A 14,365-nucleotide genomic window follows, 5' to 3' on the forward strand; every position below is an offset into this window, starting at 1 on the left:
GATGTCCTGAGATTTCGTGGTTTCGCTCCCATGTGAGGCACCGCCCGCGCCGCACTGCCCCGATTGTCCCGGCCAGGCTGCGCGCCATGGGTGGATGGATGTCTACGGCTGTTGAAGTGCCGCAGCCAGGATCAACTCGCCGACCTCCTCCGGTGCTTCCAGCATGGGTAGGTGTCCGACGCCGGCGAGCACCTCGATCCGCGCCTGGGGCACCGCTTCGTACTGACGTACCGATGTCGGATCCCAACGGGGGTCGGCGGACCCGAAGATCACCAACACCGGCACCTCAAGCCCGGCGAGCCGCTCAGGCAGCGTCCGTTGGCGGAGATACGAGGTGTGCTGTTGGAGAACCCGTCGCGTGGTGCGGTAGCCCGTCGCCCGCAGCCCGGCGACGACGTCGTCCGGAACGGCCACCGGGCGGGCGCAGGTCGCGACAACCGCCCGGCGGACCATCGCGTCGGAGCGGACCGCCCACAGCAGCGGGCCGAGCGGCGGAGCCAGCAGGGCTCGGAGCAGGACCGGTTGGGGTGACACCGCATCAAGGCTCGGGCCGCTGCTGATCAGCGTGAGCATGCGCACCAGGTCGGGCCGGCCGGTAGCGAGCGCCGTGGCGACGTAGCCTCCGCTGGAGTGCGCGGCGACGCTCGCGTTCCGGATGCCGAGGCCGTCGAGGGCTGCTGCCACCCGGTCGGCCTGCGCGGGAACCTCGTAGGACGACGCGGGCGGGGACTGCCCGTGGCCCGGCAGATCGATCCGGATCACGTGGTGGTCACCGGCGAGCGCCGGCACGACCGGACCCCAGAATGCGTTCGTGGCGCCCGATCCATGGATCAGAACCAGCGGTGGCGCGTGTCGCGGACCGTCACGGACGACATACATCTCACTCATACCCAAGACAACGCATATCGGCCAAAACAGATGTTCGTACGAATATCCGCCTGTCTCCGCCTTCCATTCCCCGCCCTCGCCGGTGCCCGGTCAGGCGGCCGGTCGCCAGGTAGAACCGCGCCGGGGATCTGTGGACCTCGCTCCGTCTACCGGACCGTCTGGACCGCGCCTCGCCTCGGCATGGTCGACAGGGCTCAGACAGCGCGGCGGTACTGGTCGGGCCAGCGGGCCGGTACGCCGAGCGTGCGGGCGGCCTGGTGCGGCCAGTAGGGGTTGCGCAGCAACTCGCGGCCGAGGAGGACGGCGTCGGCTTGACCGGTGGCCAGGATCGTCGCCGCCTGGTGGGGATCGGTGATCTCACCTACCGCGGCCACTGGCAGGTCGGTCTCGGCGCGGACCCTGGCGGCGAATGGCACCTGATAGCCGGGGCCGGTGTGGACCTTGGCGTTCGCTGCGTTGCCGCCGCTGGAGGTGTCGAGCAGGTCGACGCCGTGGGCGAGCAGTTCCTTGGCGAAGCGCACGGTGTCGTCGAGGGTCCAGCCGCGGTCCTCGGGCAGCCAGTCGGTGGCCGAGATGCGGAAGAACACCGGCAGGTCGTCGGGCCAGGCAGCGCGCACGGCGTCGACCACCTCCAACGGGAAGCGGATGCGGTTCTCGAACGTGCCGCCGTAGCCGTCGGTGCGATGATTACTGTGCGGGGACAGGAACTGGCCGATCAGATAGCCATGTGCGCCGTGGACCTCGACGACCTGGAAGCCCGCACGGAGTGCACGCTGGGCTGCCGTCGCGAAGTCGTCGACGATGCGCCGGATCTCGGTCGTCGTCAGCTCATCCGGCATCGGGTGGCCCTCGGTGAACGGCACTGGGCTGGGCGCCAGCGGCTGCCAGCCGCCGTTGACGCGGTCGACCGGCCCGCCGCCGCGCCACGGCCGGTCGGTCGACGCCTTGCGGCCGGCGTGCGCGAGTTGGATTGCCGGCACGGTGCCCTGTTCGGACAGGAACTCGGTGATCCGCGCAAGCTCCTTCTCCTGGCGTTCGTTCCACAGCCCGAGGTCGGCTGGGCTGATGCGGCCCTCGGGAGAGACCGCCGTCGCCTCGACGAGGATGAGACCCGCGCCGCCGACCGCCCGGGCGGCGAGGTGAGCGAAGTGCCAGTCGTTGGCGACGCCGGCCGCAGGGCCGTCCGGCGCGGCCGAGTACTGGCACATGGGTGCCATCCAGATCCGGTTGGGGATCATCAGTGATCGCAGCGTCAGGGGTTCGAAGAGCACGGCGCACCTCATGTTCTGGTCTTTACTACGGCAATCATCGTACTACGACGTTCGTCGTAGTACGACGGGCATCGTAGTATGGGATGGAGGAGGCACTGATGAGGGTTCTGGACCATCCAGCCGTCGAGGACATCCGGCTGGAGTCGGTGTTACACGCACTCGCCGATCCACGGCGACTGGAGGTGGTGTGCTTCCTGGCCAACTCGGATGTGGAGGTGCCCTGCTCGGAGATTGATCTGGCGGTCAGCAAGTCCACTGGCACCCACCACTACCGGGTGCTTCGCGAGGCCGGAGTCATCAGCCAGGTCTACCGAGGCACCGCGAAGTTGAACTCGCTACGCCGCGCCGACCTCGACGCACTCTTTCCCGGCCTGCTCGAGCGCGTCATCGCCGCAGCTACCAAGCAGTCCCGGACGTGAACGCCACGCAATCGTTGACGAGGACCAGGCGGCCGAAACCTGCGTCACCATGGCGACCAGCCCCGACGTTTCGAATTATCGGGAATCTTTTTCATCAAGGAGTTGTCGACGGTAGGGTCCAGCAACTGACGAGAGGAGCACTCCGTGGTCACGTCGGACCTGGTGACATCGTGGGACGCGATGATGGGTCGCTACCAGCCCGGCCGCGCCGACATGCTGCGGACGGCAGCGGCGACGGCGGAGGCCGCGCTGGGTGACGCCCCGGCCACGGTCCTCGACCTCGGCGGCGGACCCGGCACCACCGCGCGAGATCTGCTCGACATGTGGCCGGCGGCGCAGGTGACCGTCGCCGATCTGGATCCGGTGCTGCTGGCCCTCGCCGCCGCGACGCTGCCACCGTCGGCGACTGTCAGATCCGTCGACCTGCGCACGCCGGACTGGAACACGACACTCGGCGGCCCGTATGACCTCGTGCTCGTCGTCATGACCCTGCACTACCTGCCCGGCGACCGCGTCCGCGACGTATACGCCGACATCGCTTCGCTGCTGCGCCCACGCGGGCTGCTGCTGCACGCCGACGTGCTCGACGACGTGTCCGACACCATCGACACGGTCGACGACGGCACATGGACCCGATGGTGGGACCGGGCCCTCGCCGAGCCGGCGCTCGCCGACGCCGCCACCGCCCGGGCCACGGCCCTGCACGACGTGACGTCGGCGGAGTTCACCGCCTCGACAGCGTGGCATCGCGCAGCGCTCACCGCCGCCGGATACCGCGAGGTGTCCGTACCGTGGCGGCGCGGCCGGCACGGCCTGCTCGCCGCGACCCGCTGATCCGGCAGGACTGTGCGGGGCGCGTACCGCGGCGCGGACGGCAGTCGACGAGGGTTTCGGACGGACGGCGGGTCAGCCGATCAGGATGCCGAGGCCAGCGAGCAGGGCGGCGCCGCCGAGGACGCCCAGCACCACCCAGCGGCGGCGCACCGGATGGCGACGCCCGTAGGACAGAGCCGCCAGGGTGAACAGCACACCGGGTACGCCCCACACCGCCCAGGCTGCCGCGAAGTTGAACCAGCCGGTCGCGCTCATGTCGCTGATGCCCTTGTCGATCGGCGCCATCGCACCAGTGAGGATCAGCCCTTTGACCACGGTCTCGGCGATCGGATACGCGAGTTGCACCGCCGCGGCCCCCCAGAGCCCGGCGAGCAGCATCCACGCAGGCACGACGCGACCCCAGGGATACACCGACGCGATGGCCATCGCGATCGTGACCAGCCGCAGCAGGATGGCCAGCAGCACCACCGCGCTGTCCTCGCCGGCACCGCCCCGCGCCACGTCCCACACCAGCGCAGTTGAGGCGATCAGACAGAACAATGACACGTACACGGCAGCGGCGACGGCGGGCCACCGCCGAACAGCCGGCCGGTGCCGGGCGACATGGGTCGACATGGGAAACCTCCAGGCGGGATCAGCTCACGCAATTTATGACGAGGCGTACGCCGTTCCGGCCCGATCACGCGTCGTTCACGGTCGCCATCAGCAGACGACCGGCAGTCTCCGACGGTAGCTCCGACCGCCTACGGCGTAGCGACAGATCGGCGTCACGGCCGCAGGTGGCGCTCGGCCCGCCAGCCAGGTCCGCCACATCAACGGCAGAACGTCGACGTGACGCTGAGCCGTCACAGGCGTCACCTAGCCTGCGCGCGTGACCGAACTCCCCCGCCTCGTCGCCGCGCTGCCGCCCGATCTGCTGCCGCCCGGCCGCCTCGTCGCCCCGTTCGAACAGCTCGACACACCCGCGTACTGGCTCAGCGACGGCCCCGCCGCCGCGGAAACCTGGTCGATGCTCTATGCCCGCCGTTCGGAGACCGGCCTGTACCCGCTCCTGCTCACGGGCACCGGCCGAGACGCCACCCGCCCCTGGGCCGACGGCGAGGTCTGGCCCGCACACAACTCGGCACCCGGGGCGCACGACCCGGCAGCGCTGCTCGCCGAATGGTGGGCCCGGCACGCTCCGGACGACGACAGCGACACGAGGACCGCACCGTACGGTCGCGTCTGGCCCGGCCGTGCCGGCTCCCCGACAGACCACCCGCACGGCACGGTGGGCGACCCCGACGCCGAGGCGACAAGTCTCGCGCGCCAACTCGTCGACGACACCAAGCGCCTCGGGCTCGTAGCCGCGTCCCGCGGCGCGGACACACTCGCTACCACCGGGTGGGCCGGACCCGCGAACCACACAGGCGACAGCGGCGAGATCGCCGCTGTCGTGCGTTCCTGGGAGGACCGCTTCGACGTACGCGTCGTCGAGGTCGGCTTCGACACCCTGTATCTCAGCGTCGCCGCCCCGCCGACCACCCACGAGCACGCGCTGCATGTCGCGGCCGAACATTTCGCGTTCTGCCCGGACATCATCCTGCAGGGCGTCGGCTCCCTGCAGGCGTACGCCAAGCACCTCGTCGGGGCTCGCACCTGGGCCTTCTGGTGGGACTGACCAGACCTCGCCCAGGCTCAGCGCCATCGAACTGCGCGAACGTTATCTCGACGGTCGCGACGCCCGTCGAGACCACGTACCGCGCGATGATCGGCTGGGCGGATCCACCGCGATCGTCCTCTCGCCGACTGCACGCGCGCGCAGCTCGAGTCCGTCCTCACCCCCCGCACCGCACCGTGCCAGGAGATCCGTGATCTGATCTCTGGATGTTGAGATAAGATCATGAACTCGGCCAATCGCGCCCGTGGCGTCGTTGTCAGATGTTGACGGGTTTGGTGGAGAACCGGGCCGTGCGTGGGTCGCGTTCGTTGCCGAATCTGCGGGTGAGGATGTCGTAGAGTTCCGGGCGGCGGCCGGCGAGCCAACGTCGGCCGGTGGACAGGGGGACCATCCCGAGGTCCAGCTCGGCGAGGACCATCTCGTCGGCGGCTGCCCAGGTCTCGGCGACGATCCGACCGTAGGGGTCGAGCACCATGGCATTGCCGGTGCGTATCTCGTCGTCGTCGCGGCCGACTCCGTTGCTGAAGATCACGAACGTGCCGTTGTCGTGGGCGCGTGCCGGCAGCCAGCGCATCAGCCAGGCTCGTCCATTGGGGCCGCGGAACTCCCGCTCGATTGCTGCGGGGTCGGTGTGCCGGTTTTCCCAGAGGGCCAGGGGGACCGGGTGCATGCCGTGAGGGCTGCGGGATGCGGTCCCGCCGGTCTGATGCGGCGCGATCAGTACCGAGGCGCCGGCCAGGGCACAGGCGCGGACGTTTTCGACGAGGTTGTTGTCCCAGCAGATCAGGATCGCCATGCGTGCACCCCATGGCGTGTCAAACACGGTGTAGCTATCGCCGCTGCTGATGGCCTGGTGCTCGAACGCGTGCAGCTTGCGGTGGACGTGCACGGCCCCGTCGGGCAGACACACGGCGTAGGAGTTGAAGAGTTCTCCGTCAGCGCTTTCCAGGAATCCGGCGCCAACCCCGATGCCGTGCTGTTTCGCGAGCGAACGCACCGCGCTCACCGACGGCCCACCCACAGGTTCGGCCAGTGCCTGCAACGTATCCGCGCTATGTCGGCGCATGTGCCAGTAGCCGACCAGGCACATCTCCGGGCACACCACGAGCTGGGCCCCGGCGGCCGCACCATGACGCGCGAAGTGCGCGACGCGCTCCAGGTTGTACTGCTTGTCGTCTGCACGGTGCTCGAACTGCACCGTTGCGATCTTCAGAACTTCTGCCATGGCTTTATCCCAGACCACCCACCATCCATTCGTCCAATGAATCTTTGGCTGAGTGGCATAAGGTATAGGAATGAATCCAGGGTTACGGGCCTTCGTCGCAGTGGCCGACCATCGAGGCTTCGGCCCAGCCGCGCACAGCCTGGCGATCACCCAGCCCGCATTGACCAAACGCATCCAGGCCCTGGAACGCGAAACGGGCCTCAGTTTGTTCACCCGTGGCCGGCATGGCGCCACACTCACCGAGTTCGGTGCCATGCTGCTGCCCCAGGCACGTGAGTTGGTCGCAGCGGCTGACGAGTTCACACGTAGGGCCCATCGCCTCTCTCGCTGTGAAGAGGGTCGGCTCGCCCTCGGGTTTGGGCTCTCCACCATCGACCTCGCTCCACTCGCGGTCGCTGCGTTCCGGCGGTCGTATCCCAGGGTCGAGATCAGCCTGGAGGATCTGCCGTCCTCGGTTCAGATCGATCGGATTCGCACAGGTGAGCTGCACGCAGGATTCCTCCGACTACCCGTGGGAGACAACCTCCAGCAGCGCGTGCTCCGCGTCGATCAGCTCGCTATCGCCAGCACCGACCCAGTCCCGAACGACATCATCGGCTGGCTCGGCGAGCAGCCGCTGGTCCGGCTGGCCCACGCCAAGGGATCCGGCCTGGCCGCGCAGATCGACCGGTTGTGCGCGGCCTGGCACATCCGTCCTGGCACTCTGCACGAAACCCACGACCTACAGACCGTGCTCGCGCTCGTCGCCGCCGGCGCCGGCCCCGCACTGGTCCCCGCCACCGCCGCCCACATCGCCCCGCCCACCGTCACCTTTACCCGGCTCGACGACCCGGCCGCCGTCTGGAACGTCGGTATCGCCTGGCAACCCGCCCAACCCACCGGCCTCATCGCCAATTTCCTGGCCGTCCTAACCCATCAAGCATCCTGACTCCCTGCCTGGCCATATCGGGGCGCTGCGAAGACCCGGTCGAGCTGAGCCGGGGCTGGGTCCAGGTTGGCCCAGGACGGCGCCCACGATTTTGAGTTTCCGTGCCGCCCACGATGACGGCGGCCGCAGAGACTGCACGGACGCTGGAGAATACGGTCGCCGGGTCGGGACGTGGGGCGGCTACGAATGCAGCTACATGCCGCATGACAACCAGTCCAAGCCGTGGCGGCTGTACGCACACTACAACTGATCACTGCGGCTGACGAAGCCGGGCGGGCGGAACCAGGGAGTGGTTCCGCCCGCCCACCATTTCACAGTGAGCTCGGTACGGCTGCGCGAATCAGATTTCGCCAGGATGCGTGTGACGTGCTTCTTGACTGTCGAGACCCCGACCATTAACTCGTGAGCTATCTGTTCGTTGGTTCTCCCAGCCACCACGAGCGCCGCGACCTGCAACTCGCGAGCACTAAGGTGCCATTCTGTGCGGACAGAACCGAGGACCGCGGCGGAGTCTTTCTGGTGCCTGATTGGGCACCGATTGCAGGGTCGCACGGTCTCGTCAACTGACAACTCAATCCACTCCAGAGGTTTGCCTGGTTGGTGTCGGTCTATCCGCGACCCTAGGGTCGCGTGCCTTCACCGTTGCGTCACTCTGGCCACAAGCCAGCACCAGGTTGACCACCTCCGGCACGATGATGCCGTCGGAGCCGTCACCGCCTGGCGGCACGGCAGATGAGCCAGAGCCAGCACCGTCTGCCTTCCAGATTCGCGGCGCCGCCACCGGGCTCGGCGCTACGTGCGACGCCCGCGAGCCGCGAAGCCGCCACCGGCCCGAACACCCCCTTCACCCCTCAAGCTGATGAGCGTCCGGCCCGTTCTGACCATGTAGCCGAGGCGGCCGTGGCCGGCCGACATCAGTCGATGTCTGCCGGCCACGCCCCTCACGTGTCAGTTACGGCCTAGGTCAGAGATCGAATCGCCAGTGCTCCCGCTTGGATGCGAAGTCCCTGGCGCGACCGAGTTGGTTCTGCACGCCAGCACGACCGCCCGTGCGATAAATCTTCGATAATGCCCATCCTCCGATACCGAGTCCTTTTCTGGCAGCCGCCACGCCACCTTGAGCTGCCGATTTCAACGTCCAGCCAACCACCTTCTCATCGGTGATCTCCTCGCCGATGAGATGTGCGGCGCCAACGTGCGCCGTACCACCGACGAGCATCCCAGCGGCCGCACCGACAACGACGAGACAACCGATTCCTGCCGTCAAGCCGCAGACTGCTGCGCTAGCAGCCCCCGCGGCGATCGTGGTGGCGATGTCGACCACCTTGTGCACGATCCCCGAGTTGCGGCACCAGAAGCTGGCTTCACACTCGGCTGCCTCGCGTGCCTTCTGGGCCTGCTGTTCATCCGCTTCGTGCCGTGCCGTGTCCTCTCGCCCCTGGGCGGCGCCGACCTCCCGGTACGCCTGGTCGCGCATGACTTCGTTCTCGTCCCAGGACCGGCCGTGCTGGCCGAACGCGGCCCGACCGGCCTTCTTCTTCGCCTTCACCGCGTGGAAGTGGCAGCTGTCGCACTGCGGCGCCCACTTCCAGCTCCGCATCTGCCGCTTCTTGTACAGCTTGTACATCTTCTTGCTGTACGAGGTGCCCGGCGCCTTGGCGGCGGTGTGCTTCTTGCCCTTCTTGTTGGCGCTGGGGCCGCGGTGTCCGCCGCAGTCGCCGTCGGGGCAGCTGAACCGCAGCCCGTCGGGGTCACTCATGGTGGCGGGGTTGTTGTTGGAGTACGCGTAGGCGTTCATCTGCTGCGGATCTGCCGGGTCGATGATCGGATCCACCGAGATGAACCGGCCGAGCAGCGGGTCGTACTCCCGGGCGCCCAGGCGCACCAGACCTGTGCCCAGGTTGGTGAACCCACCGACGAAGCCCCGGTCCCCCGCCGGCCACGCCGGGTTGGCGCCCCGCGCGTTGCCGAACGGGTCGGTTCGCCGTGGCGTCACCTCCAACGTGCCGGAGTGGATCGCCACCGTGTTGGTGCCGTGGCGGTCGGCCACCGTCCAGGTGAGGCCACTCGCGGTACGCACGCCGATCCCGTCGTAGACACGGGTGCCCCGCTTGCTGCCGGTGGCGGTGTCGACGGTGACCTCGCCGCTGGCCAGGAACAGGGTGACCTTGCCGGGGTCACGACGGATCAGCACTTCGCCGTCCGCGTCGTACCGGTACTCGGTCCGCTGCGCGCCGCTGGCGATGGACGCCAGCCGTCCCTCGTCGTCCCAGGCCAGGGTCTGGGTGCCGGAAGGTCCGGGTCGACTGGTCATGTTGCCGGTCGCGTCGTAGCCGTAGGTCGCCGTCGTGGACCCGGTGACCACGGAGGTCACCGCGTGCGGACGGACCACTCCGTCCCCGGGCGTCGGGTAGGCGTAGGTGCTCGTCGAGTCCGCCGCGCCGCCGACACCGTGGCGGACAACCTGCTTCCGGTTGCCGATAGCGTCGTAGGAGTAGCTGTGCCAGTACGGCGCCGGGCCGCCAACCGTTCCGGTCGAAGGCGCCACGGTGCAGTCCTGCTCGGCCGTCCACGCCCGGGTCATCCGGCGCAGCTGGTCGTAGTCGAAGCACTGCCGGTCCTGCTCGTGGCCGATCGTCCGGTCGGTGATGGCCCGCACGTTCCCGACGTGGTCGTACTGGTACGTCAGGTCGTTGGCGAACGGACTCTCGGGCTTGTCCCGTTCGACGAGGGTCTTGGTCAGTCGGCGGGTGTCCTCCTCGTAGTACGGCGTGAAGGCCAGCCGCTTGCCCACCCGCTCTTCCATCTCGACCTGCGCGACCTCACCCAACTCGTTGTACTCGGTCTTGCCGACGTAGGTTGTCCAGCCCTTGACCGTGTCGCGCTGCCCGAGGTTGGTGTAGGTGAAGTTGAGGGTCTCGCCCCAGAGGTCGCCGCCGAGCATCGGCAGGATGACCTTCTTGATGCTGCCGTCGTGCATGTACTCGTACGACGTCTTGTAGGTGCCCTTGACCTCGGTCTCCGTGGCCGGGATGACTGTCTCGTCACCGGTGGGCCGGCCGGCCGCGTCGTAGCCGGTCACCTGGCGGGTGTAGGCGTTCCCGTCGACGTAGCGCGTCGACGACGTCGGCAGGCCCTTGCCACCCGTCAGGGTGTCGTAGACCCGCTTGGTGAGCAGCGTGCCGGTGGCCGAGCCGAGCCGCGTCTCAGTGAGACGACCGAGGGCGTCGTAGGACGAGGCCGTCGTCTTCCCTCGCGCGTCAGTGATCGTGAGCAGCTGCCCGGCGTTGTCGTACGTCATCGTCGAGTCGCCCTTGTCGGGATCCTCGGCGCTGACGGTGCGCCCCAGGACGTCGTAGCTGTAGCGCCACACGTTGCCGGCGGCGTCGGTGACCGACGCGAGCGCGTCCCCCGGGGTGTAGCTGTAGCGGGTGGTGTTCCCGGCCCCGGACGGCGGCCCCGACTGCGGGCGCGTCGCGTACTGCACGAGCTTGACGGTGCGACCCCGCGCGTCGACGTGGGTCGTTGTCGCGGTGCCACCGTCGGGTGGGACGACGCTTGTGTGGTCGCCGCCGTGGTAGGTCCTGGTCCGCCAGCGTTCGGTGTTGCGGACCAGGTGGATGGAGTCGGTCTCCCGTCCGGCGCCGTCGTAGACCGTCACCGTGGCCGAGGGAACCGCGCCGGCGTCGGGCACGACGAGTGTCGTGCCCGGGCCGGCGTCGCCGTTGTGGTAGGCGGCGTTGGTACGGGCCACCAGACCACGGGAGTCGTACCAGGTGTCGGTGATGATCCGACCGCCCACCGGGCTGGGCGCCTGCGTCTGTCGGGGTCGGAGCAGACCGTCGAGAAGCTGATAGGCGGTGACGTAGTTGCCGTTGGCCGCCAGCGATTCGGTACGGACCCAGCTCGGGCCACCAGCGTTGCGGATCTCGTAGCCGTACTTGATGCTCGCCGGGTCCGTCGTGAGGCGGCCCGGCTGCCACACCTCGACGATCCGGCCGAGCGGGTCGTACTTGACGGTGCTGCTGCGCCCGTTGGCGTCGGTCGTCTTGACCACCGCACCCCACGCCGGCTCTGTGTCGGTGGTGACGGTGTGACCGAGGGGATCGGTGGCCTTGGTGCGTGTGGTCAGGCCGCGGGTCTCCGTGTAGGCGGTCTTGCTCGTCCTGTCGAGCGAGTCGGTGGTCTCGGTGACCCGGCCGTACATGTCGTACGTGGAGGTCGCCGTGGTCAGCCAGGTCGGCTCGCCGCCGGTGTAGCCGGACACCACCTCGGTCTTCGCGAGATTACCCGCGCCGTCGTACGTGGCTTGCTCGTCGGCGATGGCGTCCGCCGGGAGGGTCGGCGTACGGTCGCAGTCGACCGCGACGGTGGTGGTCTGCTTCGGCAGGTCCATCATCCATTGGTCAACACGCTGCTCGTACGTAGTCTTGGTGCACCGCTCGTCGCCGCTGACCGCCGTGTCGCCGTGGTCGTCGACCTCGATCGCATTGCCGTAATGGTCGTGCGTGGTGTCGACCCGGGTGCTCCGGTAGGTGCCGCTGGACAGCCGGGTACGGGTGACCGTCCGGGAGTTCTCCACCTGATAGGCGGTGAACGGGCCCTGGGTGGCGACACTGCGCTTCCACGGGGTGTGGATCTCGCCTTCGACCTCGGAGCCGCCGTCACCGTTGTAGGTGATCTCCTCGCGGAGGAAGCCCGCGAGAGGTTCGGCGTCCACCATCACGGTGCCGGTCGAGTCCTCGACGCTTTGGCCGTTCATGCCCCGGAAGTACTGGTAGCGGGTCAGGGACCGCTGCCCGGCGGGGTCGCCCTTGCGCACCTCGACCTTCTGGTAGCCGCGCCACTCGTTCCAGGTCTGCTTGGCGGTGGGCACCAACGGGTCGACGTTCTTCGCCCAGGCCGCGCCACCAAGGTAGGTGTAGCTGGTGACGATGTCCTCGGATCCGCCCCCGGTACCCCCGAGGACGTGGTCGTCCTCGACGGTCTGCGTGACGACGTACTTGTGGAACCAGTCGTCGGTGGGGTCAGCCTCCTCTGGCGCTGTCCAGGTGACCGGGAAACACCGTTTGGTGTTGCCGGCCGGCACCGTGGTGCCACACTCCCGCTCCGAGTAGCTCACGTCGGTCTTGCCGCCGGACTCGGCGAGGATGCTGGTGACCCGCAGCTTGTTCAACGCGGGCAAACCGTCGGTGGCGCTGTTGACGCGGTTCGGATAGAACGTGCCGACGAACCGCACCGGTGGCAGCGGTGCCTCGCTACCCCGTGCCCCGGTGTGTCGGATCTGGGTCAACCACAGTGCCGCGCTGGTGCCGTCGCCCGGGTCCGGGTAGCTGTGGTCGGCGTTCCAACGGTCCACCGGCACGTAGTCGCCGGTGGTCGGGAGGATCCTGGTGGTCACGGTGGTCAGCCGCTTACTCGACCAGAAGGTCGGGGAGTACTTCCCGGTGCACGGCGCGGCCGTGCACTCCTGTTCCCACGGCACGTCCGGCCAGGCGGGCTTGTTGGTCTTGGCACAGTTCGAGGAGCCGGGTACGCAGCGGTCGGCCACGCTGAACAGCACCTGGGCGGGCGCCTCGGCGTAGGCGTTGGTGTCGCGCAGGCCGTACTCGATCCGCTCGAGCCAGCCACCGCGTACGTAGTCCACGACAGTTCGACCGAGGTTGGCGCCGTACTTGTTCGACTCCGTGGCGTAGTAGTAGCTCATGGCGTTACCGTTCGGGTCGACCACGTAGTCGAGGTTCCACCGGTACGCCTGCTTGTCCTTCTTGGACGCGGCAAAGTTCCCGGCGACGTATCCGGTACCGGCCGGGTCGGACGCCTCGTTCGCGTACACCGGCACGGTCCACACCGAACGCGTCTCCTGCTTACCCGACGCCCAACCGGGCAGCCGGTTGAGCCCGAAGTGATACCGGGTGCCGTCGGTGGCCGTCAGCACCCACCGCTCGCCGTCGTCGTCGCCGTTGACCGCACCCGTCAGGCGCTGGATCCGGGTGCCGTCGTCGTCCATCAACCGCCAGTTGTCGCCGTCAGCGTCCAGGGACACCAGCCGACCCGAACGGCTCCCGAAGGACAACGTGGCGTTCTGCGTCTCCCAGCACAGGTCGCCGGTCTTCTCAGTGTTGTTCGCACCAGAGCCCATGTCGTCGGCACAGGCCTTGTACGACCGTTCGACGAACGCCTCTCCGAGGTTCCAGCCCTCCCCCAGCCACGAGGGCTGGTTGTTGCGGGCCGCCACCCGACCGTCGACCGCCTGCGAGTTGTAGGACGCGGCGATCTCAGGTGTGAGGCCACCCGGCACGGGCGGCACCCGCATCGGGTAGGTCCAGGCGAAGGCACCCGACGACGTCGACACCTGCCACCTGCCCTCGGGAGACAGCGACGTCGCCGTGTAGTCGCCCGCGGAACCCGCGGGCGCCGCCATCAACGCGTACGTCGCGTCCGTACCCGACACGGTCACCTGGGCCGAGACCCGACCGGCCGTCACATCGTTGCGCACCCCCGTCGGGTCGGCCGCGCCGTCCAGCGGCACGAGCCGCAGCCGGCTCGCCCAGTCACCGCCGAACGCGTGCCGGAACGACGAATAGTCCACCGAGACCTTCACCGGGGCGGCCTCGGCCCGGCCGTCGGCGCGGCGCACGGCGAGCACGAGCCCGTCCACACCGGCCTTGGCGGTCGCTGCGCGATCCCGAACGGCCACTCGTACCCGTTGCGGTGCCGTACCCACAGCGGTGGACCGCTTGGTGGCTCCGGCGCTGACCGCTGCGGCGGCGGCTACCGGAAGCGTGCCGGCCGCCGCAGCGCGGGTCGTGAGGTTCACCTCCGCGGTTCCAGCCGGAGGCCACGTCACGTCCGGGTCACCGGTGAGTGCGCGCGGTGACGACGGCGCGGCGGTCCGGCCGGCCACCGGCCGCACCGGCACGCTGCGGACATTCTGCGGCGTGCTCCACTGCACCGGTGCCGGCCCGTCCGTGCCGTCGATGGGTTCGCGTGCCTGAACGGGCGTGACGACGGTCAGCGCCATCACTGCGCCCATGGCGGCGGCGAGACTTCGCCGCCATCGGGATGTGCTCATGTGCGTCCTCGTCAATGGTTCGAAGGGTGGGCCGGGGCGGCGTCGAGTCGACGCCGCCCCGGTGA

Annotated in this window: 10 protein-coding genes; 4 read left to right on the forward strand and 6 right to left on the reverse strand. The window is 68.7% G+C overall.

Annotation, left to right across the window (positions count from 1 at the left end):
• Positions 1-102: 102 nt before the first annotated feature.
• Together Van01_RS25640 and Van01_RS25645 are read right to left on the reverse strand one after the other, a co-directional pair.
• Entirely contained in the window at positions 103-888 is a 786-nt protein-coding gene (locus Van01_RS25640; RefSeq protein WP_239093944.1) for an alpha/beta fold hydrolase, read from the reverse strand.
• Positions 889-1,082: 194 nt separating this feature from the next.
• A complete protein-coding gene (locus Van01_RS25645; RefSeq protein WP_239099300.1) occupies positions 1,083-2,159 on the reverse strand; it encodes an NADH:flavin oxidoreductase/NADH oxidase in 1,077 nt (358 codons plus the stop codon).
• A 98-nt stretch (positions 2,160-2,257) separates the two neighbouring features.
• Between Van01_RS25645 and Van01_RS25650 the strand changes: the two genes are divergently transcribed.
• Positions 2,258-2,578, forward strand: coding sequence for an ArsR/SmtB family transcription factor (locus Van01_RS25650; protein ID WP_239093942.1), 321 nt, complete (start codon positions 2,258-2,260; stop codon positions 2,576-2,578).
• A gap of 144 nt (positions 2,579-2,722) precedes the next feature.
• A complete protein-coding gene (locus Van01_RS25655) occupies positions 2,723-3,412 on the forward strand; it encodes a class I SAM-dependent methyltransferase (protein WP_204012732.1) in 690 nt (229 codons plus the stop codon).
• 72 nt (positions 3,413-3,484) lie between these two features.
• On the opposite strand, the gene Van01_RS25660 is transcribed toward Van01_RS25655, so the two are convergent.
• The gene (locus Van01_RS25660) at positions 3,485-4,027 is read right to left on the reverse strand and encodes a hypothetical protein (RefSeq protein WP_204012734.1); all 543 of its coding nucleotides are present in this window, start codon (positions 4,025-4,027) and stop codon (positions 3,485-3,487) included.
• A gap of 256 nt (positions 4,028-4,283) precedes the next feature.
• On the opposite strand from Van01_RS25660, the gene Van01_RS25665 reads away from it, so the two are divergent.
• On the forward strand, positions 4,284-5,072 hold the full coding sequence (locus Van01_RS25665; protein ID WP_204012735.1) for a DUF4253 domain-containing protein: 789 nt from the start codon (positions 4,284-4,286) through the stop codon (positions 5,070-5,072).
• 256 nt (positions 5,073-5,328) lie between these two features.
• Here the strand turns inward: Van01_RS25665 and Van01_RS25670 are convergent, their stop codons facing one another.
• On the reverse strand, positions 5,329-6,297 hold the full coding sequence (locus Van01_RS25670; protein ID WP_204012736.1) for a nitrilase family protein: 969 nt from the start codon (positions 6,295-6,297) through the stop codon (positions 5,329-5,331).
• A 70-nt stretch (positions 6,298-6,367) separates the two neighbouring features.
• Between Van01_RS25670 and Van01_RS25675 the strand changes: the two genes are divergently transcribed.
• Complete coding sequence (locus Van01_RS25675; protein WP_204012737.1) at positions 6,368-7,225, forward strand: LysR family transcriptional regulator; 858 nt, start codon at positions 6,368-6,370, stop codon at positions 7,223-7,225.
• 240 nt (positions 7,226-7,465) lie between these two features.
• On the opposite strand, the gene Van01_RS33830 is transcribed toward Van01_RS25675, so the two are convergent.
• On the reverse strand, positions 7,466-7,777 hold the full coding sequence (locus Van01_RS33830) for a response regulator transcription factor (protein WP_373306292.1): 312 nt from the start codon (positions 7,775-7,777) through the stop codon (positions 7,466-7,468).
• 412 nt (positions 7,778-8,189) lie between these two features.
• On the reverse strand, positions 8,190-14,300 hold the full coding sequence (locus Van01_RS25685) for an RHS repeat domain-containing protein (protein WP_204012740.1): 6,111 nt from the start codon (positions 14,298-14,300) through the stop codon (positions 8,190-8,192).
• Between the last annotated feature and the right edge of the window lie 65 nt (positions 14,301-14,365).

The sequence above is a fragment of the Micromonospora andamanensis genome (assembly GCF_016863495.1).
Taxonomy (GTDB): Bacteria; Actinomycetota; Actinomycetes; order Mycobacteriales; family Micromonosporaceae; genus Micromonospora; species Micromonospora andamanensis.